Raw genomic sequence first — 24,087 nt, 5'->3', positions numbered from 1 at the left:
CGGTGATGGCACCTTTTAAGCTTTGGTTCGCATCCGGGTTCTTCTTCCGTTGAACCAGTCGATGGCGAGTTCATTTGTAGTTTCTATTGGCAATGATGCAGCTTGTCGGCTTAATTCCGGAATGATTTTCTCGGCCATTTCTTCTTTTAAAGCAACGGCTGTTGCCGAATCGATGATTTCTGATTGGGAAAGTAAGTTTTCCAAAGGCCATGTAAGGATATTCTTGAACCATGCATAAGTATCGCCAAACGCAGATTGCCCAGCTTCAAGGCCAACATTCCCGGAATTACGGAACCGTTGACCTGCCCGCAAATGCCTTTAACCAATTTACCTTCAATATCTTTATTGGGTGCCACCAGGATATCACAAGTGGAAGTTCCCATGACTTTGCTTAAATGATACGGCTCGATTTGTCCGCCGACTGCGCCCATATGGGCATCGAAAGCGCCTACTCCAACTACTACGTCAGTTGAAAGACCTAATCTTTCTGCCCATTCAGCACTTAAATGTCCGGCGGCAATATCAGAAGTGTAAGTGTTTTTAAATAATTTATCGGTGATGCCTTCGAGAATTGGGTCTAACGATGAAAAGAAGCTATCGGGCGGCAAACCGCCAAATTCTTCTGCCCATAAAGCTTTATGTCCTGCGGCGCAACGGCTGCGTTTGATGGCATTTACATCGTTCCCGCCGGTCAGCAGGAACGGAATCCAGTCGCAGTGTTCGACCCATGAATGCATGGCGTTTTTTACGCTTTCATCTGTCCGCAGAATGTGCAACATTTTGCGCCAAAACCATTCAGAAGAATAAATGCCGCCCACATATTTTAAATAATTCGTGTCGAAATTGGTGGCATGTGCATTGATTTCTGCCGCTTCATTAATGGCGGTATGGTCTTTCCAAAGCACAAACATTGCGTTCGGGTTTTCGGCGAATTCAGGAGTTAAGGCTAAAGGTTTTCCGGTTTGATCAACAGCGACAGGCGTTGAACCGGTCGTGTCAACTGAAAGTCCTTTTATAGATTTCGCGGCATTTTCGCCACCGGCCATTTTTATGCAATCTTTTATAGTGATTTCAAGGCCTTCGATGTAATCTGACGGATGCTGGCGAAACTGGTTTTCTGAAGGTTTGCAATACAATCCTTTCTGCCAGCGCGGATAATAATATACCGATGAAGCGATTTCTTCGCCGTTGGCAGCGTTGATAATAACTGAGCGAACAGAATCAGAGCCATAATCCACTCCAATTACAAATTGGTCTTATTCATAATCAAAATATTAATAAGTGTCAAATTAACACTAATTTTTTCATAAAAACAAGTCTGCTAATAAAAAAGTAAAAAAATTAATAAATCGGCAATCAAGCGTTTAAATTTTAACATATCTGCATGATTTTATTATTTTGGCCAATTTCTCAGTAGGCAGCAGAGTGCATAATTGCGTTTACCAAAATAATAAATGTAAATTACATACTTATAAAAATTTCGTTTTAATAAAGGCATGCTTTACCTTTGCCCAATGAGTTATTCGCCAAAAATAATACGCACAACAGTTGCCGCTATGTTTTTTATGGCCGGTTTGTGTTTTTCGAGCTGGGCATCGAGGATCGCTACAATACAACAAAAATTATCGCTTTCCGAAGCGGCTTTGGGCGGTGTATTGCTGTCTTTGCCAATTGGTTTGATGCTGTCTTTACCGCTATCGGGTTGGGCGGTGAACAAAATAGGAAGCCGTAAAGTTTTGGCAGCCGCCTTGTCTTTATATGGATTAATGCTAATCACTTTAGGTTTTGTAAACGATGTGATTTCATTAATCGTCTGCCTGATTTTATTCGGAATGGCGAGCAATGCGACCAATATTTCTGTTAATACACAGGCCGTTGCAACCGAAGCTTTGTACCCAAAACCAATTATGGCCTCATTTCACGGATTGTGGAGCCTGGCCGGATTTATCGGCGCCGGAATCGGGACATTTATGATTGCTCAAAATATCGCACCTGCGCCTCACTTTATCATTATTGCGGTTGCAACTATTATTGCCGTAATCATCAGCTGGAAATATTTACACAACGACCATAGCCAATCCAACACTGGTTCTGCATTTGTAATGCCCGACAAAACATTGATCGCTTTAGGATTAATCGCTTTCTGCTCGATGGTTGTTGAAGGCGGCATGTTCGACTGGAGCGTCGTTTATTTCAAGAAAGTAGTGCAGCCCGACGAAAAATGGATCGGAATGGGTTTTACCGCCTGCATGTGCATGATGGCCGGAGGACGGTTTGTCGCTGATGCATTTTCGGCGAAATTCGGTCTCAGAAGAACCTTACAGGTCAGCGGATGTTTAAGTGCGATTGGGTTAATGACAGCCGTTATCTTTCCATCATTGGCAACAGCAATTATTGGATTTATGTTCGTTGGCGCCGGAATATCTTCTGTCGTCCCAATGGTTTACAGCGCCGCAGGAAAATCAACAACAATGCAACCCGGAACCTGCAATCGCGGCAGTTTCTACTATCAGCTTTATTGGTTTTTTGATTGGGCCGCCTGTGATTGGTGTTTTGGCCGGTATTTTCAGTCTTAAAATTTCATTTGTGTTCTTGGCGGGAATGGCTTCGTTGGTGGTTATTTTTTCTACAAAGGCAAAGCTTTAGCTTATAAACTAAGGATATTACATTCTCCACTTCGTGCCTCTGCGGCTTTGCGTGAAATTAATCTCGCAAAGCCGCAAAGGCGCAAAGTTTATTTCAGTACAAACTATTTTATTACATTTTTCATTACATTTATAAATGTAATTTAAACACTTAACTAAATGCGCCGCTATTTAATTTTCATTTTTCTGTTCATTACTTCTTTCGGATTTGCCTCAAACCCAAAAAATAGCGTAAAAATCCAAAGCCCGGATAAAACCATTCAGGTCGATTTCGGTCTCAACAAAAACAACCAGGCCTACTATTTAGTCCGCAAAAACAACCAGGTTGTTATTGATACTTCCCTTTTGGGAATTATCCGGAAAGACGGCGATTTCTTTCACAACCTGAAAATCAAATCGATTTCAGAATTGAAGAAAATCAGCGATTCCTATACGATGCTTCAAGGAAAAAAAAGCAATATTATTTACACCGCGAATCAACAAATATTGCATCTCATCAATAAAGACGGACAAAAAATGGATATCGTTTTCAACATTTCCAATGACGGATTCGCCTTTCGTTACGAATTCCCCGAAACGTTGTCCGATACCAGATATATCACAGATGAAATGTCATCCTACAACTTCAGAACTTCCGCGAAAGCGTGGCTGCAACCCTTATCAAAAGCCAAAAGCGGCTGGGAACAATCCAATCCTTCATATGAAGAAAATTACGAAATGGGCGTTCCGGTCAATACCGTTTCACCAATCGGCGAAGGCTGGGTTTATCCTGCACTATTCAACGATGGCGAAGTTTGGGCAGCGATTTCTGAAACCAATCTCGGCAGCAATTATTGTGGCAGTCATTTAAAATATGACGAAAATCTCAAAGCGATGAAAGTCACTTTCCCGCAACCGGAAGAAGTTTTCACTGGCGGCGCGCTGAATCCTGAAGCAAAATTACCGTGGACAACGCCGTGGCGGATTGTGGCGATTGGCGATTTAAAAACGGTAACGAACTCCACTTTAGGTACAGATCTGGCGGCGAAAGCCATCACAACTACCACTACCTACATCAAACCCGGCATCGCTTCGTGGAGCTGGGCGATTTTAAAAGACGATTCCGTCAATTACGATACCACAAAGCAATTCATCGATTATGCACACGAAATGCATTGGCCTTATTGCCTGATTGACGCCGACTGGGACAGAAGAATCGGCATTGAAAAGATCAAAGAACTCATCGCTTACGCAAAAGACAGAAATGTAAAACTCATACTCTGGTACAATTCGGCAGGCGATTGGAATACGGTGAAATATACGCCAAAAAACAAATTCCTGACTTCAGAAAGCCGCGATGCCGAATTCAAAATGCTGCACGATATCGGGATTGCCGGCGTAAAGATTGATTTCTTCGGCGGCGACGGACAATCGATGATTGCTTATTACCACGAAATCCTGAAATCGGCAGCGAAACACGAAATATTGGTCAATTTTCACGTGCCACTTTGCCACGCGGCTGGGAACGCACGTATCCGAATTTAATGACGATGGAGGCCATCAAGGGATTTGAATTCATCACGTTCTTTCAGGAAGTCGCCGATCTCGCGCCAAGCCATTGTGCATTGTTGCCGTTTACACGGAATTTATTCGACCCGATGGATTTTACGCCGATGGCACTCGATAAAATCCCGAACATCAACCGCCGGTCTACGAGCGGGTTTGAACTGGCGCTGCCGACGCTTTTCCTTTCGGGAATCCAGCATCTGGCCGAAATTCCGGAGGGCATGGCAAAAATGCCGGATTATGTCGTAGGTTATTTAAAGGAAATCCCAATAGCCTGGGACGAATCGAAATTGCTTGGCGGCTTTCCCGGAAAAGATGTTATAATGGCGCGCAGAAAAGGAAAAATCTGGTTCATTACCGGAATTAACGGCGAAAATAAACCGAAAGAAATCACAATTGATTTAAGTTTTATAAAAACCAATGAAGGTTTTATGATTACCGACGGAAGCGATTCGTTATTTACAAAATCAACTGTAAAACCTGAAAAAATGATTGTGAATTTCAAACCATACGGTGGATTCGTGATGAAGTTTTAAAAAGATTAACACGGATTGCACAAATTAGCACGAATTAATTTGTGGAAATTTGTGTAATTCGTGTAATTCGTGTTAAACAAAAAACCTGTCCGCAAAGACAGGTTTTTCTTCTTAAAATAACTAACTCAATCAAACAAAATCATTATTTCACCGAAAACTTATAAACGGTTTTCGTAGTATATTTTTCTCCGGGATTTAAAACTGCAGATGGAAATTTCGGTTCATTCGGCGCATCCGGAAAATGTTGCGTTTCAAGGCACAATCCGGTACGCAATTCATAATTACCGCCGGTTTTACTTGGTTTTGTTCCGTCAAGGAAATTCCCTGAATAAAACTGAATGCCCGGTTGGTCTGTCGAAATCGTCATCAATCTTCCCGAAGCCTTGTGGTACAATGAACCCACTTCGCGAACGCCGGTCGCATTGTCTGAAAAAATCCAGCAATGGTCGTAACCTTTTCCTTTGGCAATCTGGTCGTCTTTGGCGTTGATGTCTTTCCCGATTGCTTTCGCTGTTGTAAAGTCGAATGGCGTTCCGGCAACTGCTTTCAATTCGCCAGTCGGGATTAATGTCGCATCAACAGGCAGCATTTTGTCAGCATTTAAAGTCAGTTCATGTGTTCAGAATCGTATTGCTGAAATTCGCCGAAAGGTTAAAATAAGAATGCTGCGTTAAATTCACAATCGTTTTTTTATCGGTCGAAGCTTCGTAAGCAATCTCAAGAGCATTTTCATCCGTAAGCGTATAAATTACTGAAACAGTCAAATTTCCCGGATAGCCTTCTTCGCCGTCTTTACTGGTGTAAGACAATTTTAACGTCGGATTTGTGGCATCGATTGGCGCCGCTGTCCAGACTCTTTTGTCAAAACCTTTTCCGCCGTGAAGTGTGTTCACGCCGTCGTTTAATGTGAGTTGGTATGGTTTTCCGTCGAGTGTAAATTTGCCTTTTGCGATTCTGTTGCCGTATCTTCCGATAATCGCGCCAAAAAGAACGGATTCCCGTTGAAATAATCATCTGGCTTGGTATAACTCAAAACGACGTCTTCAAATTTGCCATTTTTATCAGCCGCTGTCAACGACGTGATGATGCCGCCAAACGTAATGACCTCCATCTTCATGCCTTTATTATTGGTCAACGTATATTTGTCGATTTTCGTGCCGTCGGCCATTGTCGCATAATCAGATTTCGCAATGGAAGCCGCAGCTTTTTCGGTAGTATCCATAGTGTCTTGTTTTTTTTCTTCCTTTTTGCAGCTAAAAAGCATGACGCTTGTCAGCAAAAGGCAGCAACTCATTTTAATTGTGTTCATTTTCATTGGTTGTTTATAGTTGATTATGAGATTTTTACTTTTATGATTACGAATGCATAAGCCGGGATATCCGTTGCAATTTTACTTTTTTCCAGATTGAATTCTGATGTTTTCGGCGTAATCTTTTCTGCCCCGAATGAATTTTCGGCCGAAAGGCTGTCGCTTTTCAAAACCGTCATCGTTCCTTTTGAACCGAGTTTTTTGCCTTTTACAGCAATATCTGTTTTTTGGGATTTTGCCGTTGTATTGACTACTTTGATAATAACTTCATTCGTGTTTTTATCAATAACAGCTGTCGCGAACATTCCGTTTTGTCCGGTAATCGCTTTTCCGTCGGCAGTTACCGAAATCAAATCGGTTCCGGGGTTGTTGGCGTATAATTTTTGTACGTAATAATTCGGTGTTGCATACGATTCAAGATTGTTGAACCAGATTAAATCCGGCGTCCATTGCCAGCCGTCAACATGCGCGAAAAGCGGTGCATAGGAAGTCATGTGCACCACTGCTGCATTTCGTTCCAAACCTGTCATAAACGCAGCTTCCGCCAACGCGCAATCCCAGTTATTTTTGTTGTCCGGACTGGCAATCGCGACACTTTGCGCGGCATATTCACCGGCGAAAATCTTCGGCCGTTTCTGTCGTAACTGTCGTAACGCGTCACATTCTCCTTAAACCATTGCGGACTGTTATAAAAATGTTCATCGACGATTTTGGCGTTGAGTTTCTTCAATTCCTTCCAGCCATAATCGAAATATTCCCCGTTCGGGAAAGGCAGCTGCCCGAAACAATCGTGATATTCGGGTATTTCGCCTTGATCGCTTTTTCAAAAACTTTATATCTTTCGATGTAATCAGGCCCCATTGCTCGTTGCCGACACCAATGAATTTCATGTTGAATGGCTGCGGATGTCCCATATCGCTGCGCACTTTTCCCCATTTCGAAGTCACCTCGCCGTTGGCAAATTCAATCAGATCAACGGCATCCTGAACATACGGATCGATTTCACCCATTGGCACCAATTCGCCTGTATTGAACTGGCACGCCATGCCGCAACTCAAAATCGGCAATGGCGTTGCGCCGATGTCTTCTGCCAATTGGAAATATTCGAAAAATCCGAGTCCGAAAGTCTGGAAATAATCCGGCGCCGGACGGTGGCTGAACTGGGTGTTCCAGCGGTTGATGATCATTTCGCGGTCTTCAACGGCACCAACGGATTTTTTCCATTGGTAGCGTTGTTCCAAAATGCGGCCTTCGACGATGCATCCGCCGGGAAAGCGCAGAAATCCGGGATTTAAATCGGATAATAATTGTACCAGATCTTCCCGCAAACCGTTCGGCCTGTTTTTCCAGGTGTCCTGCGGAAATATCGAAATCATGTCGACATTGATGATTCCCGTGCCTTCAAAAGTGATTTTGAGTTTGGCTTTCGCTTCGGTTTTAGTGGCTTTGAATTGCGCGGTATATTTTTTCCATTCTTTTGAAGATGGATTGACTGAAGTTTCGCCAATCGCATTTCCTTTTCATCAATAAACTGGAATTTTATCTTCGAGATATTACCTTCGCGGTTTTCTGCCATGATCGAAAGATTGTACAAATCATTAGCCTTTATGCCCATTCCGCGAAAACCTTCGTTGATTAAACTGTAACCTTTATCGTCTTTGACTTCGATGCGGCAGATGTTTTTATTCTTTTCATCCCCGGTTTCAATCGGCAATGCATAACCCGATTTTTCGTTGAGCGAATGACGGTCGCTGCTCGGCTGTTCCCAACCCATGAGCGGCGTCTGGAATTCAAAAGAGCGGTTCTTGACCATTTCGGCATACAAACCGCCGTCGGCCGCGAAGTTGATGTCTTCGAAAAATATGCCGTACATCGTCGGTTCGATTTTTACGCCGGTGTCTTTGAAATCAAGGACGTATTTATTGGTTTGCGCATTGGCGAAAATTCCGCTGAAGAAAAGCGAAGCAAACGCAATGTTTTGGAAGGTTTTTATTTTCATTGATAAAAGTTATCGTTTTATTTTGTGGTTTCAGGAATCCAGACTTTCATTTTTCCTACGCCGCGGTTCGACCAGGAATAGTATGGGATTGCGGTGAATTTCTGGTTGCCGGAAATTGCTTCAATCGTATAAATTCCTTGTAATAATTCAGGACGTTTTTTGATTTTGAAAGCAGTTTTATTATTGATGGAAATGTTATCGAAATTCGTTTTATTATCGGCTTCTTCAACTGCGTAAACGATTGGTTCGATATTCCAAAGACGCTTTGTTGTTGTCATCTTTGATTTTTGGGTCAGCAATCACTTCTTTGACTTCCATCGAAAAATTCAATTCGACAATATCATTTTTTTTCCAACTGCGATCAAGAATAAAATAGCCATTTTCAACTTTAATATTTTGTTTTTTGCCATTGATATTGATAGTTGGAATTGCCATTGAATTTTGTTTATACGAATACAATCCGCCCGGCAAAACTTCATTTCTCGCCCAGCCCGGAACACGGAGTTTTAAAGTGAAATTGCCTTCTTTTTCAGAATTGACGGCAATTTTTACTTCGCCATTCCACGGATAAGAAGTTTGTTGTGTAATCTGAATTTTATTGTTTTCCAAAGCCACTTCCGCAGTATTCGCCATGTATAAATTGACAAAAAGCGTATTTTTTTGCTTCGCGTAAATCAATCCGGGAATTGCCGGAACAAACCGAATCAGATTCGTCGGGCAACAAGAGCAATCAAACCAGCCTTGTCTCGTGCAGGAGCCGCGATTGGACAGGAATTTGCCATCGGATTCTAATGCATTCGGATAGAAAAATTCGGTGCCTGAAAGCGAAATTCCTGAAATGAGTCCGTTGTATAATGTCCTTTCCAAAACATCATAATATTTTACATCGCCTGTTAAATTGAACAAACGATTGTTCCAGTAAACGCTTCCGATTGCCGCGCAGGTTTCGTTGTAAGCCGTTAAATTCGGCAATTCATAATTCTCACCGAAAGCCTCGCCGTCATGTTTCGCGCCGATACCGCCGGTGATGTAGATTTTCTTTTCGACCATATTGTGCCAGATTTTATCGATGGCATTCCGGTATTTTTCATCTTTGTAAATCGCGGCGATATCGGTCATTCCGGCGTACATGTAAGTAGCGCGAACGGCATGCCCTACGGCTTCGTCCTGCTCGGTTACCGGAATGTGGTCTTGTGAATAAGCGCCATATAATTCGTGGTTTTTCGGATTGCCGCGGTTGTCCAGAAAATATTTCGCGAGTTCGAGGTATTCTTTTTTCTTCGTGATTTCGTAGAGTTTGATCAGTCCGGTTTCGATGATCTGATGGCCCGGAACCGATTGCCTTTTGCCTTCGCCATTGCCGAAAGTCGCCACGAAAAGGTCGGCGGTTTTTAAAGCGATGTCGAGGAAATTGCGTTTTCCGGTCGCGTGAAAATGTACTGCGGCCGCTTCGAACAAATGCCCGGCATTATAATCTTCGTGGCTCATGTTCATGTATTCCCAGCGTTCGCCTTCGGTGACTTTTACCCACGGTGCGGGTGGTTTTGCGGGATTGATGGTACGCCAGGTTGTTAAATAACCGTCTTTTTCCTGCCCGATTTTTATGATCGCAATAATGGAATCGAGTGTTTTTTCGAGTTTCGGATTGGGTGAGCTGATGAGCGAATTCGACGCACCTTCGATGATTTTATAAACGTCGGTATCATCAAACGGCATCGCGCCGCGCACTTCGCCTTTCATTTTCCCTCCTGCAATCAGGAAATTTTCAAAACGGCCTTCGTCACTGCATTTTTTAATAGCGTAGCTGATGGTTTTTTCCTGAACGCGTTTGATGATCGGCAACCAGAATGCATCGGTGATTTTTACATCGCTTATCGGAACAGCTTCGATCGGGTAATCGGACAATTCAGTATTGGCATTAATTGGCGATTTTCCTTCATTAAAATCAGGCGAACCTGAAATCAGTAAAGAAAAAATGACGAGGCCTAATGCTTTGAAATAATTCATGTGTTTAGATTTGATTCCGGGATTTTTAATCCATTGGTGTGACTTTCGGCCAGCCGTTTTCCAGGTAATTTCTTTAATCTTTAGTTTTGGTGCGCCTTTTTGCGAAGCGTCGTATGCGTGAAAAACCATATAATCTTTTCCGTCAAATGTGTATGTGCTGTTGTGGCCGACCCGTACCAGTTTTGATTGCCTTGCAAGAGAATCGTTCCGCCGCCGTCGTTTAAGGATTTTCCGATTGCATCGACATATGGGCCTTGTACCGTTTTTGACCTTCCGACGACGATTTTATACGTGCTTTTTTCTCCGCGACAACATAAATCCCACGAAAGGAATAGGTAATAATAGTCATTTTTTTTGAAAATAAAAGGTGCTTCGAGGGCTGCATTTCCGGGATCGGTATCGTCAAGTTCAAAACTGCGTTCACGGCGTGCAATCGTGTGCCATTCCTGCGGATTGGCGATGGAAAGCAAATCGGCATTGAGTTTTACGAGTTTCAATCCGTTCCAAAAAGAGCCGAATGCGAGCCACGGCATATTGTTTTCGTCGTAAACTAAATTCGGGTCAATCGCGTTCCACAAATCGCGGTTCGGGAATGATTCGATTACGATGCCATGGTCTTCCCACCTGTAATTTTTATCGTCGGGATTTAAAGTTTTATTGGTCGCAACCGCTATCGCCGACGTATTTTTCGCAAAAGCGGATACAGAATAAAACAGATAATATTGCCCGTTGTGAAATGAAATATCCGGTGCCCAAATGTGGTTTTTAAAATCGGGAACGACATTTTTGACCCAATCAGGCGCATTTTCGAAGATTGGTTTTTCGGATTTTCATTCCAATTTATCTTTGGATGAAAACATCGAAATACCTTTTCCTGTACAAAAAATATAATACGTCCCGTTTTGCTCGATCATCACCGGATCGTGCACGATGGTTTGATTAATGGGCAGCGTCTTCTGCGAAAAGACACTGCCGCAAATCAAAAATAAGCAACCAAAAAGCTTAAATCTATCCATATTATTTTTGTATGCCTTCTGAAGTCATGACCACGCGTTTCATGGTACCGTCTTCGTTATAATATAAGCTGTCGATGCAAACCGAACGGCGAAAACTGCCGCCATCGGGCTGGATGCTGCCGTTGTGGTAAATGAAATACGATTTTCCTTTGAAATCGATAATCGCCTGGTGGTTCGTGTTGCAATTGCCGGCGAGTTCGTTCAGAATTCCTTTGAATTGCCACGGACCTGTTACCGATCTGCTCATTGCATAAGCGATTTTTTCAGGAAATTGACAGGCATAAGAAAGGTAATACCAGTCGCCGTGTTGGTGAATCCAAGGTGCTTCGGTGTAATTTGGTAAATCAACCGTTACAATCTGCCCGTCGGTTTCTACCATGTTTCTTTTGAGCTTTACGTAATGGCAAATGGTATTTCCCCAATATAAATACGCCTGTCCGTCGTTGTCGATAAAAACCGTTGGGTCGATATCGTCCCAATTGATCTTGGTTTGCGTGGTCATGTCGTTGGTGATGAATGCTTTTCCGAGTGCATCTTTAAAAGGCCCTGTTGGCGAATCTGAAATGCCGATTCCTATTGCTTTTCCGGGAATCGTAGCGTGCGAAACCGTGACGTACCAATAAAATTTTCCGTCTCTTTCAATCACTTGTGACGCCCACGCATCGCCGGAAGCCCATTTGAAATCGTTGGTTTTGAGCGGGACTTTGTGTTCCTGCCATTTGATCATATCTGCCGACGAATACACAAGCCATTCGTTCATTTTATAAAAATTGAAATCGTTCGGCGCTACATCGTGTCCGGCATACAAATACACTGAATCCTTATAAACCAAAGCGGCGGCATCGGCAGTATATTTGTCTTTTATAATCGGATTTTGTCCGAAAGCCATTCCGAAAAACAATAATAATATGACAGTAATCTTTCTCATTAATTGACTTTTTTACCCCAAACCGGTTTTCCATCCCCAGTTAATCCCGATAGCGTAATCGTTCTGTGCCTTGGCGACGCTTCCCAATCCCAGCCGTTTGAAATTTTACATTCAATGTTGTTCAAGTAAACTGCTCTTTTCGAACTATCATAATGCCATGTTCCGGTCATGCCGCCAACGATAGCGCCATCACTGGCCAAAGTGACGTTGACAGAATGTTGCTGTTGCTTGTATTGGTAACTCATAGTGATGATTTGCCAATTGCCAACAAAATTGGCGTTGGCGATATCGGTTTGCGGAACGGCGGCGTAACGCTCTGGCGAAACCACAGGCCATCCATCAGAATTCCATTGCAATTCACGAACGTGCCCATCATAACAGCATTTGAAACATTAATTCCCGGGACATTTTCCGGCAAACGCGCTTGTGATGCGAAATACCATTTGTTCGTCGTATCATCTTTAAAAACTGTGCAATGCGAAATGCCTACCCAGCCTGTGTGTGTGCCGAAAGCGTAGGGATGTGTCAGCATTGGCCAGCATTCGGCTCCGGCGGAAACATTTTGTCCGTCGATTCCCAAGAAAGTGACCGTTGATGTTGGTAGAACGCGCCACGCGGGTATTGTAGGCAACAGAAAGTTCGTCATACGCCATAAACAGATAGTAATATTGCGTATCAGGATTGTAAATAATTTCTGCACCTTCAAGCCCTTGCCAGCGATTGGTACTGGTATTGCCACGACCTGCGATTCGTGTGCCGTAATCGGCGATGGTGTTGAGTTGGTTGGGTTTTCCGGTCTCGGGATTGAGTTGAATTTGCGCAATTCCGGTCATCCATGAACCGTAAACGAGATAATGCTCTCCGGTTTCTGTGACGATATAACTCGGGTCGATGCCGTTGAATTTGTAATAGGAATTCCAGTCGTTGGAACCGCCGCGGATGTAATCGAACACCCCATCAGGTTCTGAACAAACCACCATTCCCTTATCAACCCATTGGTTGGAAGAAAGGTCTGTAGTTTCGCGAAGCCCGATATACGGACGTTCACCCAGGAAGTATTGAAATCTGTGCCAGTAATCAAATTATTGACGACGATGCTGTAATACATTCTGTAAACATTGCCAACTTTTCTTACGCAAGGCGCCCAAAACGAAAAACCCGGATTGTCGATTGGCGGTAAACCCATTTGTTCACGTTTCATATTCATCGTTTCCTTCACCCACGCCGGCGCTTCATCCATAGAAGAACCGATGTATTCCCAATTGACTAAATCTGTCGAACGCCTGCAATGGAAATGCCCGTGGCCTTCTGTTGCGTTGCCGTAAGAAGCGTCGGTTTGGTACATATAAAAATAATTTCCGGATTTTACGATTGTCGGATCGTGCACGTTGGCTAAATTCCAATTGGCACGATTGTCCCATCCGGACATCGGTGTATAATTATCGGCGTAGGTCGGCCGGGAAACGTTTCGATTATCGGTGTCGGTTCTTCTTCAATCGGAACAGAAGTCGCCGCATCGTCTTTGGAGCAGGAAGTCATACACAGTAATAATCCTGAAAGGAAAACGGCATCTCTGAATTGGAATTTTATTTGGGGAATTTTCATTTTGTAAATTATTTCGCTTCGAAAACAATTACCGAAAAAGGCGGTAAAGTAACTATCAGGATGCCGTTTTTGTATTTAAAATCTTTGAATGGTTTCGGTGTAATGGCATTCGGATTTTCAAACGAATTGTAATCCTGCAATTTTGCCGAAGTTATGATTTGGGCTGAGAAATCCTTCAGCTTCAGTGTTTCAAGGTTGATGTCTGTGGTGATTTTTTCCGTAGAATGGATGTTCACCAAAGAAATATGGGTATTTCCGTCTTTCGCGGAAGCGGAGGCCGAAACCGCCGGAAGCGTTTCATTCCCGAATTTATAAAGCGGCGAATCTATTTTCACCGGAATTAATTTCGCATCCTGGTGCACTTTATACAAATGCATCACGTGATACGTCGGCGTCAGTAACATTTTGTCGCCTTTGGTAAGGATTACTGCTTGCAACACGTTGACCGTTTGTGCCAGGTTCGCCATTCTTACACGGTCACTGTGGTTGTTGAAAATATTTAAGGTCGTGCCGGCAATCATCGCGTCACGCATAGTATTTTGCTGGTAAAGGAATCCGGGATTCGTGCCTTCTTCCACATCATACCAGCCGCCCCATTCGTCTACGATCAATGCGATTTTTTTCTCCGGATCGTATTTGTCCATGATCTCGGTGTGTTTGGTGACGAGCTCTTCCATTTTGAGCGCGGTTTTCATCGTAGAGAAATATTGCGCTTCGTTGAATTTCGTCGAAGAACCTTTGTGATCCCATTCTACGAAAGAATAGGAATGCAACGCGACGCCTTCGATTAGATTCTTCGGAATATCGCGCATTAAGACTTCCGTCCAGTGGTAATCTGCGACATTTGCGCCGGATGCTATGCGGAATAATTTATCGGAATTGCTCCAATCAGTCATGAAAGTGGAATATTGTTTAAAAAGATTCGCATAATATTCCGGAGTCATGTTACCGCCGCAGCCCCACATTTCGTTGCCTACGCCCCAGAATTTCACGCCCAGGCTTTCTCGCGGTTGTTCTTTTTTCTGAGTTCAGACATCGGGCTTTTGCCGCTGTGGTTTACGTAGGCGACCCAGTCTGTAAATTCTTTTACCGTTCCGCTGCCTACATTGGCGGCGAGATACGGTGCTGTTCCTAAAGTCTCGCAAAGATCGAGGAAATCGTGCGTGCCGAAACTGTTGTCTTCGGTAACGCCGCCCCACCATTGGTTGACCATTGTTGGTCTTTGGTCTTCGGTTCCGATGCCGTCTTTCCAGTGGTAAGTATCGGCAAAGCAGCCGCCCGGCCAGCGAAGGTTCGGGATGCCAAGTTCTTTTAATGCAGAGATGATATCGTTTCTGACACCATTTGTATTTGGGATTGTGCTTTTTTCGCCTACATAAAATCCATCATAAATACACCTGCCTAAGTGTTCTGAAAAATGCCCGTAAATATGTTTGCTGATGGTTGGCGCGTTGTCGGTTTTCACAATCGCAATTGATGCTTTTTGTTGCGCAAAAACTGAGATTGTTGAAATGAAAAATAAAAACAGGCCGATATATTTCTGGGATTTATTCATGATGCTTTTAAATTTTAATACCACATGGCAAGCCTGGAATGCGGCTTACCATATGATATTAATTGTTGTGTTGTTGTTGTAATTTAGTAGGTTGGGTTTTGTACGGTTCCCGGATTGGCGTCCATTTCTAATTGCGGGATCGGGAAATATTCGCGTCCGGGCTGATAAGTATTAAATTCAGCATCGCGTGATTTTAGCCAGGCTGAATTTCGTCGGATCTTCCAGCCAGCCCCATCTCCTGATGTCGTCTGAACGGTGACCTTCGAGTGCAAATTCAAGGAATCTTTCGTGGCCGATCTGTTCTCTCATCTGTGCTTGTGTCATGCCCGGTTTTGTAGTCGCAAGATCCGGTAAATTCACGCGACTTCTTACCATCTGGATGTATGGATAAGCGGCAGCGGTTTGTCCGGTTTCGTTGAGGCATTCTGCATACATCATCAAGACATCGGCATAGCGCATTAAGCGGTCGTTGATTCCAGATCTCCAGTCGAATTCGTCGGCAAATTCACCGCCTGCATTTTCATATTTGGCGATGAAAAGATCATTCAAATCTGCTGGATTTGTCGCATATTTAGTTGCAAAATCCTGTCCGTACAGCATCATTCCGCCCGGTTTGTTGTAGAACATGGTAACATCCAGACGTGGATCTGTCTGTCCGCCAACGGTCAATTCATCGTGAAATTCATTGAACAATGCCCAGGTTGGCTGCATGTCTGTCCATCCGAAACCTCTTGGCGCATACGTAATGGCGCGCGCTGATGTTTTTCCCCAGCCTGAAGCCGGAATTCCGCCCCATCCTAAATCTACTCCACCAGCATCACGGTTGAACTGCACTTCAAAAATCGACTCAGAATTGTTTTCATTAGTAGTTGTAAAGTTGTCCTTGTAGTTAGCGACCAATGAATAAACGCCCAAGTTGATTACGCTTTCGAAAGAAGCTTTAGCGCCCGCGAAATCTTTGGTAAACAATTGCGCTTTTCCGAGGTAAGCCAAAGCGGCTCCTTTTGTAGCACGCCCTTTTTCATCATGATCTAACCCTGAAAGGCCTGCATAGGTTACGGGAAGTAACTCTGCTGCCTTTTGAAAATCTGCTTTTACCTGCGCCCAACCTTCTTCCTGCGTTTTTTGCTGGTGCAAAAGGTCGTTGTTGTCTAATGGCAAAGGCACATTTTTAAATAAATTCACTGCGTGGAAAAAGTACAAGCCTCTCAAAAAATACGCCTGTCCTAAAATCCTGTCTTTCAAGGCCGCATCTTCCATTTCTATTTTCGGGACGAATTCCAATACCTGATTGGCGCGGAAGATTCCCTGATAGTAAGTCTCAAATGCCCAACCGTAAATGGCGGCATCAGAAACGCTGGTGTTGAACCTTCCGACATTTGCCATTGCCGGCCATGGGCTGTTGCTTCTTGCATCGTCGCTTTTTCCGTCTAATAAAATCGGCGTACTTCTCATATAAGTACCGTCTGTAAGCAAACTGCCGTAAACTGCGTTCACTCCTTTTAAAGCATCGGCATCGGTTTTCCAAAAGGATGCCTGGGTGTTGACATTCGGATCAACCTGAACCAGGTCGTCTTCATTTACACAACCTGACATCAGTAATGCCAGTGCCGGAAGGGCAATTGTGTACTTAATTTTGTTTAATTTTTTCATAATGATCAATTTTTATTTTTTAGAAATTAAGCTCTACTCCAAATAAGAATGTACGCGGATTTGGGTAAGATCCGTATTCGTAACCTCTTGAGAACAATCCGTCGTTGTAATTGAAATCAGGGTCATATCCTTTGTATCCTGTAAGTGTGAATAAATTCTGTTCGGAAACATAAACCCTTGCGCGCTCGATAAATTTAGATTTGAATTGTAGTGAATAGCCCAATTCAGCACTTTGTAATCTCATGTAATCGCCATTTTGGATGAAACGGTCAGACGGTCTTGCATTTGCGTTTTTCTCCAATTGGTCAGGACGCGGAATATTCGTATCTGTATTATCCGGTGTCCAGAAATCGAGCATGTCTGTACTGTGGTTGGTCAATCCGCCGATCATTAAAGAATTGTAAGTGCCGTTATAGATTTTGTTGCCGCCATGTCCCTGGAAGAACAATGACATATCGAAGTTCTTATAACTGGCGTTGAAATTGAGTCCGAATGTGAATTTCGGAATTGTAACGCCCTGGAAAGTCCTGGTCCTGGTCAGTAATCTGCCCGTCGCCATTCACATCACGGAAAGCGATATCTCCCGGAACAGCGTTGGGCTGTACGGCATGCGCGTCGATTTCTGCCTGACTCTGGAAAATCCCTTCTGTCTCATAAACGTATAATTCTCCTAAAGAGCGGCCTACTTCTGTCCTTGAATTGATGCCCGGAATCGGCGTATCATCATTTCCAATCTTCGTCACTTCGTTTTTAAGTGTCGCGAAATTAGCAGATACAGCGTATTTGAACGGATGGTCCTGGTTGCTGTAAGATAACATGAATTCCAAGCCAGTGTTTTTAATGCTTCCTGCATTCGTAACGATATCGGCAGGAAAAGCGCCTGTTGAGTAAGGCAATGGCACCCTGGCCAAAAGGTCATCAGAATTTTTTACGTAATATTCGGCAGAAAACTGCACTTTATTATTGAGCATTCCCAATTCCAATCCGACGTTGGCTGTAGTGGTTTCTTCCCATTTAATGTTCGGGTCGACCAAAGTAACTACGGTTGTTCCCGGCGCGAGGTCATTTCCGAAATTGTAACCTGCAAATTCATTTACGGTAGGCGTAAAACCATATCTCGGAACTGTGTTGTTGCCTAAAAGTCCGTAACCTGCGCGAAGTTTCGCACTGCTCATCCATGATGGTAATTTGATGTCATTTTGAATTTTCCAGCCTCCAGAAACAGAATAGAAATTACCGGCATTGTTGCTTTCAGGGAATAATGAAGATTTGTCCTGCCTGAAATTCAATTGCAATAAATAGGTGTCATTATAAGCATAATCCAATCGGCTCATGTAGGAAATACGGGTTTCTGTTTCTTCTCTTTCGCTTCCTGACCAGGCGTCGGCATATTGCAGTTTTCCAATTTCGCCATTGTCAAAACCTACGCCTCTTGTAGAATGATAGTAATAATCGTTGCGTTCCTGCACCCATCCTAGTAAGGCATTGAACTTGTGTTTTCCAACTGTCAGGTCATAGTTCAAAAGGTTGTCGATTACGGTGCGTGTCGCAGTTCCGTTATCAACATCTAAAGAAGCCTCAGCATTTGTTGTGATGTAATACCATCCTAAATCACTTGGCGGAATAAACAATCTGTTGCCAAATGACAATTGGTCGGCGCTGGTGCGAAGTGTGTATTTCAATCCGGGGATAATTTCATATTCACCCCAAATATTTCCTATAAATCTGTCCCTTTTGCTGTTGTTGTCAACGAGATTATTCCATCCGATGACATTTAATGTGATGGCTCTTTGCGTTGCGTTGTCGGCACCGCCGTAACCGCCGAGCCTGTTCGGATCATAAACCGGCATTGTCGGGATGGCCTGTAAAAGCTGCGTCATTGAAGAAGTTCCGGAAAGGTATTCTGCAAAACGCTCTTTGTTAGACTCGGTAAATCCAAGTTTGGAGCCGAATTTGAATTTACCCAATGTTGCAGTGACATTAAGGTTGGTTGAAATCCTCTTGTAATCCTGCGGCGTTTCCATCCAGCTGGTGTTACTGAAATTGTCGACATTAAGGCTAAGGGTTACTTTATCGCTTCCGCCACTTACCGTGAAAGATTGGTTTTGGACAACGCCGGTTTTAAAAGCCGCATCCTGCCAGTCGGTATCTACATTATCGATAAAAGAAGGGCTTGCGGGATCATTTCCCGGCAGCATTGCCTGTCCTGAATTGATCATTGCCGCATTGGTGATTTTCTGGTAGCCTACGCGATCGGTAACGCTGATTTTTTTAGCTACATTCTGGAAACCTACCAATGATTTGAAGTTCACAGCAACTTTTCCTGATTTTCCTTTTTTAGTGGTGATAATAACGACGCCGTTTGCACCTCTCACACCGTAAATCGCTGCGGTCGAAGCGTCTTTTAACACCTGGATAGTTTCAATTTCGCCCGGCGCAAAATCATTCGGTGCCTCGACAATGATACCATCGATGATGAACAACGGATTGCTGTTTAAAAAGGAATTGGCCCCCCTGATTTTAATATTCACGAAACCGCCCGGTTCTCCCGAAGATTGCACCGTTACACCTGCAGCCTGCCCTTGCAGCATTTTCGCCACATCATAAGTTACGGTTTTTTTCGCATCGGCAACATTTACAACAGCAACAGAACCCGTTAAGTCGGTTTTCTTTTGCGTGCCGTATCCGATAACCACGACATCGCTCAGATTTGTAGCTTCCGGAGTTAACGAAACGTTCAGTGTTGTCTGGTTGGATACCGCAACTTCCTTGCTCTCATATCCGATGTAAGAAAAAACCAAAACATCTTTTGCCTTGGCCTGAATGCTATAATTACCGTCAAGATCGGTGGCAGTCCCGTTTGTAGTGCCCTTAACCATGACATTGGCGGCCGGAAGCGGCGACCCGTTTTCTGCTGCTGTCATCTGTCCTTTTATCGTAATGCTTTGCGCATTGACGCCCGCAACAGACAACAAAAGAAATGCAATAACGGCAAAGTTAAGCTGAGATGGCCATCCGGAAGTGCATTTTAATAATCTGGTAATTGTCCTCATAATCATTAAAAATTTGGTTAGTTTAATAAATGTGTTTTTTACACTTCCAAAAATAGTTAAAATTTTTAAAAAACAATGAAAAAAAAATGATATGTGAAATTTTAACATAAAATAATTGTCAACAACGCAATACTCAAACGTTCTCTATTGCCAAATCTGCATTATCTTGGGAAATTAAAAAGGCTTGGAAATTAGCGCCATTGTTAGTATCTTGCCGCTTTTTAGCACAAATGGAAAACTATAAAGATCAGGATACCGTGTTGTTGGCTGTCGATTGCATTATTTTTGGATTCGATAAAAAAAACCTCAAAATCTTATTGATTAAGCGTGATTTTGAACCCGAAAAAGGGCATTGGTCGCTTATGGGCGGCTTCCTCAAAAAGGATGAAACGCTCGACGATGCCGCAATCCGTGTTTTGAATCACCTGACCGGATTGGAGAATGTTTACATGGAGCAACTGCGTGCCTACAGTGCCTTAGACCGCGATCCGGTTGAACGAACGGTATCGGTCTCTTACTATGCGCTGATTGATATTCCGGAGCATAGTGCGCTTAACGGACGATTTTCTGCAAAATGGTTCAACATCGATGAAGCACCAAATCTTATTTTCGACCATAATGTGATGGTTGCCAATGCGATGAGCCGCCTGCGTTACCGTGCTTCGACAAAACCAATCGGATTTGAGCTGTTGCCTGAAAAATTTACGATGAAGCAATTACAAACACTTTATGAAACGATTTTAGGAGAAAAACTCGACAAGCGCAATTTCATCAACAAGATCAATTCGCTCGACATTTTATTGAAAACGGAGGAAAAGGACATGAAGTCTTCAAGAAAGGGCTCTTATTTTTATAAATTCGATCAGGTCAAATATGATGCGAAAGTATCGGATGGATTTACTTTTAAATTGTAATAAATACCAATAAAAAAGCCTTTAAACGAAAATTTAAAGGCTTTTTAGTTCCCGTTTGGGAGCATGTCATTTCTTAGCAGAAGGGATGGGATTCGAACCCACGATGCAGTTGCCCACATACAAACTTTCCAGGCTTGCTCCTTCAACCACTCGGACACCCTTCTAAAAGTCAAGGCTGCAAATATAGTACGAAAATCGGGTTTGGGAAATTATATCCCGCTTTTTTTATGCGATTTCACCACGAAGTGACGTTTCAAAAATCGTCTTGAAAACATTGTGCGCGACTTGTTGCCCAAAAGGTACATCAGCTTGGTAATCGCGGCTTCGGTGGTAATATCCTTGCCGGAAATCACCCCGATTTTTTTCATCGAAGTACTGGTTTCATAATGACCCATACTCACGCTTCCGCCGGAACATTGGGTAACGTTGATGATATGGAGTCCGTTATCGATTGATTTTTTAAGAAGGTCAAGGAACCATTTTTCAGTAGGTGCATTTCCGGCGCCATAGGTTTCAAGGACAATTCCTTTGAGGTTTTCAATATTGAGCATCGCAGATAATACGGCTTCACCGATGCCCGGAAACATTTTGATGATAGCAACATTATTATCGAGTGCCTTATGCACGATGATTTGCTTTGCCGCGGGATTTTTGCGTGTTCTTCGGAAGGAAATATTCACGATTCAACTTTAAATGCACGCCCGATTCTGCAAGCGGCGGGTAGTTAGACGACGTGAATGCCTTAAAATGTTCCGCGTTGATTTTTGTCGTGCGGTTGCCGCGGTACAATTTGTATTCGAAATAAAGGCAGACTTCACTGATTACCGGTTTTCCTTTTTCGTGTAACGAGGCGATCTGAATGGCAGTAATAAGATTTTCTTTAGCATCGGTGCGCAAATCACCGATCGGCAATTGCGAACCTGTAAATATCACAGGTTTTGAAAGATGCTCCAGCATAAAACTCAATGCAGAAACCGAGTATGACATCGTATCCGAGCCGTGCAATACTACAAATCCATCAAAATTATCGTAATTATCTTCGATGATTGACGCCATTTTGACCCACTTTTCCGGATTCATATTTGACGAATCAATCGGATTTTCAAACGAAATGGTCTCGATTTCACAATCCAGTTGCTTGAGTTCGGGAATGCGCTGCAACAATTTACTGAAGTTGAATGCCTTTAACGCGCCGGTCTCAAAATCTTTCATCATACCGATGGTACCGCCGGTGTAAATCAGGAGTATTCGCGCCTTAGACAACATTTTCGTATTTCGATTTATTGACAACCGGATTGGCATACATCGCCAAAAAGCCTTCCACCTGGATCGGGTTGTCTTCATCAATCCTCATTTCAAGCCGGCGTTCGAAAAGCGATTTTTCGTTTTCGGTGTATTTGTGCCTGAATTTATCGGTCTTATGAAGAATGTCGTAAGCAATATAATTCGTCGGCCATAATTTATATGAAGTCAGGATCGAATCGTCAATCACCTGCGCCAATGCCTGGATTTGCTTGTTAGAATTGTCAAATTCAACTTTGATTTCATCCAGTTCCTTCTCTAAGACATCACCAACGTGAATGTGGATGCGTTTCTTCTGTCCCATGATACCGCTCAGAAGCGTCATGAAATCTTCGTTCTTTTCCTTGATGTAAATCTCGTTGTTCGCTGCGGCCATCAGTTGCGGCATTTTGAGCGCGTCGGTCGGGTCATATTCGTAGGAAATCGAAACCGGCACAATTTTCACTTTCTTGAAATAATCCATTAAATTGGCTTCATCCGAACCCATCGCAAGCATTTTCAAAACGCCCGGATGTGTGGCGTCATTACCATCTTTGGTGCGGCCTTCGCGCTGTGCAATCCAGACAGAACGATTTTCGCGAAGCAGCAATTGTGCGATATATTCGGCCATTAATTTCGAGGCCTGCAATAATTCGCGTGGCGGTAATCCACGTAAAACCAAGAAATTACGGTTCATTTTAGACAATATCAGCAGGAAAGCTTTTTTCACGAGATTGTCACCAATTGCCGAAGCGGTCATGACCAATCCGTGATCGAAAAGCGATGCGTTGATCAATGAAGTATCTAAAATGATATCACGGTGGTTCGAGATAAAAAGGTAAGACGTATTGGGTTCGAGTTTTTCAAAGCCTGACGTGGTAAGCCCTTCAGAAGTTTTCTCGAGCACCTGCATCACCGATTTATAAATAAAATTACATTGGAAATCGCGAATCGAATGCGTTTTTTTGAGTTGTTCCTTCCAGACTTCGTCATCGACATCTGGAAAAGTAAAATCCATCAGCGCTTTCATCATCGGATGGTTCACCACTTTCTGGATGGCTTCGTTGATTTCGGCGTCATAAAACGGACGGATTGCGTCGAATTTCTGCATTGCATTATTTTATTTGGTATAACAAAAGAACGAAATTTTATTGAATCCGGCGTTGCGTTTTCATTAAATCCCGAATACCTGACGTGAATTTTCTGTTGTTATCGCTGCGATTTCGGTTTCAGGAAGACCGTAAATCTGCGACAGTTTTTGCACGACATTGATGATGTAAGCCGTTTCGTTGCGCTTGCCGCGGTACGGAATTGGCGCGAGATACGGCGCATCAGTCTCCAAGACGATATTTTTAATATCGATTTGTTGTAAAAACTGGTCGATTTTTCCGTTTTTGAACGTCACGACGCCACCGATGCCAAGTTTCATATTGCACGAAATCGCCTGCAATGCCTGTTCGTAATTTCCGGTGAAGCAGTGAAAAATGCCCCATAATTCTGCAGATTTTTCTTCTTCTAATATTTCGAAAACCTCATCGAACGCATCACGGCAATGGATATTGATGGGCAATTTGTATTGTTTCGCCAATTGAATTTGTCGGCGGAATGCAATCTGTTGTTCTTTCAAACGCGTTTTATCCCAAAATAAATCGATGCCGATTTCGCCGATGGCGCAGAATTTTCGCCTTGCCAATTCCGTTTCCACGAAAGTGAGCTCGGCTTCGTAATTGTCTTTCACGTAAGTAGGATGCAGGCCTATCATCAGGAAAACGTTTTCCGGATATTGCGCTTCCATTTCATACATTTTTTGCGTGTATGTGGAGTCGATTGACGGCACGAAGATGCGTTTGACGCCGGAATCAAAGGCGCGTTGCATCATTTCGTTGTGGTCTTCGGCAAATTCTTCGCTGTAAATATGCGAATGCGTATCAGTAATAATCATGCGGCAAAGTTAGGGATTTTGGCTAGGTTTTATACCTGAATTGGGTTAGTTTTGTACATTACAAGATAATAAATAAGCCCAATACGGGATAAAATATAC

21 protein-coding genes, 1 tRNA gene and 6 pseudogenes are annotated in these 24,087 nt (G+C 43.3%); 4 read left to right on the top strand and 24 right to left on the bottom strand.

The window, feature by feature from the left end; translation table 11 throughout:
• Nucleotides 1-15 precede the first annotated feature (15 nt).
• Together ACSLFW_RS05285 and ACSLFW_RS05280 are read right to left on the bottom strand one after the other, a co-directional pair.
• Nucleotides 16-138: a hypothetical protein gene (locus ACSLFW_RS05285; RefSeq protein WP_436554925.1), complete on the bottom strand. Its 123-nt coding sequence runs from the start codon at nt 136-138 to the stop codon at nt 16-18.
• Nucleotides 139-146: 8 nt separating this feature from the next.
• Complete coding sequence (locus tag ACSLFW_RS05280; protein WP_436554924.1) at nt 147-1,238, bottom strand: ribulokinase; 1,092 nt, start codon at nt 1,236-1,238, stop codon at nt 147-149.
• Between the two features lie 276 nt (nt 1,239-1,514).
• Between ACSLFW_RS05280 and ACSLFW_RS05275 the strand changes: the two genes are divergently transcribed.
• The 3 genes and pseudogenes from ACSLFW_RS05275 (at nt 1,515) to ACSLFW_RS05265 (ending at nt 4,726) form a co-directional block, all read left to right on the top strand.
• Entirely contained in the window at nt 1,515-2,576 is a 1,062-nt protein-coding gene (locus ACSLFW_RS05275) for an MFS transporter (protein WP_436554923.1), read from the top strand.
• Nucleotides 2,577-2,804: 228 nt separating this feature from the next.
• A pseudogene (locus ACSLFW_RS05270) lies at nt 2,805-4,399 on the top strand (glycoside hydrolase family 97 catalytic domain-containing protein); the annotation flags it as partial.
• A gap of 12 nt (nt 4,400-4,411) precedes the next feature.
• Complete coding sequence (locus tag ACSLFW_RS05265) at nt 4,412-4,726, top strand: glycoside hydrolase family 97 C-terminal domain-containing protein (RefSeq protein ID WP_436557379.1); 315 nt, start codon at nt 4,412-4,414, stop codon at nt 4,724-4,726.
• Nucleotides 4,727-4,868: 142 nt separating this feature from the next.
• Here ACSLFW_RS05265 and ACSLFW_RS05260 read toward each other — a convergent pair whose 3' ends face one another.
• The 18 genes and pseudogenes from ACSLFW_RS05260 to ACSLFW_RS05175 all read right to left on the bottom strand — a co-directional run bounded on the left by ACSLFW_RS05260 (nt 4,869) and on the right by ACSLFW_RS05175 (nt 19,851).
• On the bottom strand, nt 4,869-5,315 hold the full coding sequence (locus ACSLFW_RS05260; RefSeq protein ID WP_436554922.1) for a hypothetical protein: 447 nt from the start codon (nt 5,313-5,315) through the stop codon (nt 4,869-4,871).
• Between the two features lie 22 nt (nt 5,316-5,337).
• Nucleotides 5,338-5,837 (bottom strand): annotated as a pseudogene (locus ACSLFW_RS05255) (hypothetical protein).
• 221 nt (nt 5,838-6,058) lie between these two features.
• Nucleotides 6,059-6,622, bottom strand: a complete 564-nt coding sequence (locus ACSLFW_RS05250) for an alpha-L-arabinofuranosidase C-terminal domain-containing protein (RefSeq protein ID WP_436557378.1) — start codon at nt 6,620-6,622, stop codon at nt 6,059-6,061.
• Nucleotides 6,562-6,765, bottom strand: a complete 204-nt coding sequence (locus ACSLFW_RS05245; protein WP_436554921.1) for a hypothetical protein — start codon at nt 6,763-6,765, stop codon at nt 6,562-6,564. Before ACSLFW_RS05245 ends, ACSLFW_RS05250 begins: the two co-directional genes overlap by 61 nt.
• Nucleotides 6,734-7,411 carry a hypothetical protein gene (locus ACSLFW_RS05240; RefSeq protein ID WP_436554920.1) on the bottom strand — a complete coding sequence of 226 codons (678 nt, stop codon included), beginning with the start codon at nt 7,409-7,411 and terminating at the stop codon, nt 6,734-6,736. The genes ACSLFW_RS05245 and ACSLFW_RS05240 overlap by 32 nt, the downstream gene beginning before the upstream one ends.
• Nucleotides 7,408-8,034, bottom strand: a complete 627-nt coding sequence (locus ACSLFW_RS05235; RefSeq protein ID WP_436554919.1) for a hypothetical protein — start codon at nt 8,032-8,034, stop codon at nt 7,408-7,410. Before ACSLFW_RS05235 ends, ACSLFW_RS05240 begins: the two co-directional genes overlap by 4 nt.
• 17 nt (nt 8,035-8,051) lie before the next feature.
• Nucleotides 8,052-8,312: a hypothetical protein gene (locus ACSLFW_RS05230; RefSeq protein WP_436554918.1), complete on the bottom strand. Its 261-nt coding sequence runs from the start codon at nt 8,310-8,312 to the stop codon at nt 8,052-8,054.
• Nucleotides 8,260-10,170 (bottom strand): beta-L-arabinofuranosidase domain-containing protein, encoded by a 1,911-nt coding sequence (locus tag ACSLFW_RS05225; protein WP_436554917.1) that lies wholly within the window; start codon nt 10,168-10,170, stop codon nt 8,260-8,262. Before ACSLFW_RS05225 ends, ACSLFW_RS05230 begins: the two co-directional genes overlap by 53 nt.
• Nucleotides 10,122-10,784 (bottom strand): family 43 glycosylhydrolase, encoded by a 663-nt coding sequence (locus tag ACSLFW_RS05220; RefSeq protein ID WP_436557377.1) that lies wholly within the window; start codon nt 10,782-10,784, stop codon nt 10,122-10,124. The genes ACSLFW_RS05225 and ACSLFW_RS05220 overlap by 49 nt, the downstream gene beginning before the upstream one ends.
• Nucleotides 10,785-11,058: 274 nt before the next feature.
• Complete coding sequence (locus ACSLFW_RS05215) at nt 11,059-11,985, bottom strand: glycoside hydrolase family 43 protein (RefSeq protein WP_436554916.1); 927 nt, start codon at nt 11,983-11,985, stop codon at nt 11,059-11,061.
• Complete coding sequence (locus tag ACSLFW_RS05210) at nt 11,985-12,341, bottom strand: lipocalin-like domain-containing protein (protein WP_436554915.1); 357 nt, start codon at nt 12,339-12,341, stop codon at nt 11,985-11,987. Before ACSLFW_RS05210 ends, ACSLFW_RS05215 begins: the two co-directional genes overlap by 1 nt.
• Nucleotides 12,342-12,446: 105 nt before the next feature.
• Nucleotides 12,447-12,938 (bottom strand): family 43 glycosylhydrolase, encoded by a 492-nt coding sequence (locus tag ACSLFW_RS05205; RefSeq protein ID WP_436554914.1) that lies wholly within the window; start codon nt 12,936-12,938, stop codon nt 12,447-12,449.
• Between the two features lie 194 nt (nt 12,939-13,132).
• Nucleotides 13,133-13,330 (bottom strand): annotated as a pseudogene (locus ACSLFW_RS05200) (arabinan endo-1,5-alpha-L-arabinosidase); the annotation flags it as partial.
• Nucleotides 13,331-13,377: 47 nt separating this feature from the next.
• On the bottom strand, nt 13,378-13,590 hold the full coding sequence (locus ACSLFW_RS05195) for a hypothetical protein (protein WP_436554913.1): 213 nt from the start codon (nt 13,588-13,590) through the stop codon (nt 13,378-13,380).
• Between the two features lie 8 nt (nt 13,591-13,598).
• Nucleotides 13,599-15,145: pseudogene (locus ACSLFW_RS05190) on the bottom strand (alpha-N-arabinofuranosidase).
• Between the two features lie 83 nt (nt 15,146-15,228).
• Nucleotides 15,229-16,531, bottom strand: a pseudogene (locus ACSLFW_RS05185) (RagB/SusD family nutrient uptake outer membrane protein).
• 286 nt (nt 16,532-16,817) lie between these two features.
• Nucleotides 16,818-17,252 (bottom strand): hypothetical protein, encoded by a 435-nt coding sequence (locus tag ACSLFW_RS05180; protein ID WP_436554912.1) that lies wholly within the window; start codon nt 17,250-17,252, stop codon nt 16,818-16,820.
• Nucleotides 17,253-17,262: 10 nt separating this feature from the next.
• Nucleotides 17,263-19,851, bottom strand: a complete 2,589-nt coding sequence (locus ACSLFW_RS05175; protein WP_436554911.1) for a SusC/RagA family TonB-linked outer membrane protein — start codon at nt 19,849-19,851, stop codon at nt 17,263-17,265.
• Nucleotides 19,852-20,081: 230 nt separating this feature from the next.
• Between ACSLFW_RS05175 and ACSLFW_RS05170 the strand changes: the two genes are divergently transcribed.
• Complete coding sequence (locus ACSLFW_RS05170) at nt 20,082-20,765, top strand: NUDIX hydrolase (protein WP_436554910.1); 684 nt, start codon at nt 20,082-20,084, stop codon at nt 20,763-20,765.
• Nucleotides 20,766-20,842: 77 nt separating this feature from the next.
• On the opposite strand, the gene ACSLFW_RS05165 is transcribed toward ACSLFW_RS05170, so the two are convergent.
• The 4 genes and pseudogenes from ACSLFW_RS05165 to ACSLFW_RS05150 form a co-directional block, all read right to left on the bottom strand.
• Nucleotides 20,843-20,929: transfer RNA gene (locus ACSLFW_RS05165), tRNA-Ser, on the bottom strand.
• 61 nt (nt 20,930-20,990) lie between these two features.
• A pseudogene (locus ACSLFW_RS05160) lies at nt 20,991-22,031 on the bottom strand (asparaginase).
• Nucleotides 22,021-23,157, bottom strand: coding sequence for a 1-acyl-sn-glycerol-3-phosphate acyltransferase (locus tag ACSLFW_RS05155; RefSeq protein ID WP_436554909.1), 1,137 nt, complete (start codon nt 23,155-23,157; stop codon nt 22,021-22,023). Before ACSLFW_RS05155 ends, ACSLFW_RS05160 begins: the two are co-directional and overlap by 11 nt.
• A 63-nt stretch (nt 23,158-23,220) precedes the next feature.
• Nucleotides 23,221-23,988: a TatD family hydrolase gene (locus tag ACSLFW_RS05150; RefSeq protein ID WP_436554908.1), complete on the bottom strand. Its 768-nt coding sequence runs from the start codon at nt 23,986-23,988 to the stop codon at nt 23,221-23,223.
• Between the last annotated feature and the right edge of the window lie 99 nt (nt 23,989-24,087).

Origin of the sequence: Flavobacterium sp. 3HN19-14 (genome assembly GCF_051373205.1) — a bacterium.
Classification (GTDB): domain Bacteria; phylum Bacteroidota; class Bacteroidia; order Flavobacteriales; family Flavobacteriaceae; genus Flavobacterium.
This window is presented reverse-complemented; position numbering and strand designations above follow the sequence as displayed.

Coding starts and splice junctions, on each gene's coding strand:
- ACSLFW_RS05170 (WP_436554910.1), top strand. CDS start 20,082: ATGGAAAACTATAAAGATCAGGATACCGTGTTGTTGGCTGTCGATTGC.
- ACSLFW_RS05275 (WP_436554923.1), top strand. CDS start 1,515: ATGAGTTATTCGCCAAAAATAATACGCACAACAGTTGCCGCTATGTTT.
- ACSLFW_RS05240 (WP_436554920.1), bottom strand. CDS start 7,411: ATGATTTCGATATTTCCGCAGGACACCTGGAAAAACAGGCCGAACGGT.
- ACSLFW_RS05235 (WP_436554919.1), bottom strand. CDS start 8,034: ATGAAAATAAAAACCTTCCAAAACATTGCGTTTGCTTCGCTTTTCTTC.
- ACSLFW_RS05260 (WP_436554922.1), bottom strand. CDS start 5,315: ATGCTGCCTGTTGATGCGACATTAATCCCGACTGGCGAATTGAAAGCA.
- ACSLFW_RS05265 (WP_436557379.1), top strand. CDS start 4,412: ATGGCAAAAATGCCGGATTATGTCGTAGGTTATTTAAAGGAAATCCCA.
- ACSLFW_RS05175 (WP_436554911.1), bottom strand. CDS start 19,851: ATGAGGACAATTACCAGATTATTAAAATGCACTTCCGGATGGCCATCT.
- ACSLFW_RS05230 (WP_436554918.1), bottom strand. CDS start 8,312: ATGACAACAACAAAGCGTCTTTGGAATATCGAACCAATCGTTTACGCA.
- ACSLFW_RS05180 (WP_436554912.1), bottom strand. CDS start 17,252: ATGTCATTGTTCTTCCAGGGACATGGCGGCAACAAAATCTATAACGGC.
- ACSLFW_RS05150 (WP_436554908.1), bottom strand. CDS start 23,988: ATGATTATTACTGATACGCATTCGCATATTTACAGCGAAGAATTTGCC.
- ACSLFW_RS05285 (WP_436554925.1), bottom strand. CDS start 138: ATGGCCGAGAAAATCATTCCGGAATTAAGCCGACAAGCTGCATCATTG.
- ACSLFW_RS05225 (WP_436554917.1), bottom strand. CDS start 10,170: ATGGTTTTTCACGCATACGACGCTTCGCAAAAAGGCGCACCAAAACTA.
- ACSLFW_RS05215 (WP_436554916.1), bottom strand. CDS start 11,985: ATGAGAAAGATTACTGTCATATTATTATTGTTTTTCGGAATGGCTTTC.
- ACSLFW_RS05195 (WP_436554913.1), bottom strand. CDS start 13,590: ATGAAAATTCCCCAAATAAAATTCCAATTCAGAGATGCCGTTTTCCTT.
- ACSLFW_RS05155 (WP_436554909.1), bottom strand. CDS start 23,157: ATGCAGAAATTCGACGCAATCCGTCCGTTTTATGACGCCGAAATCAAC.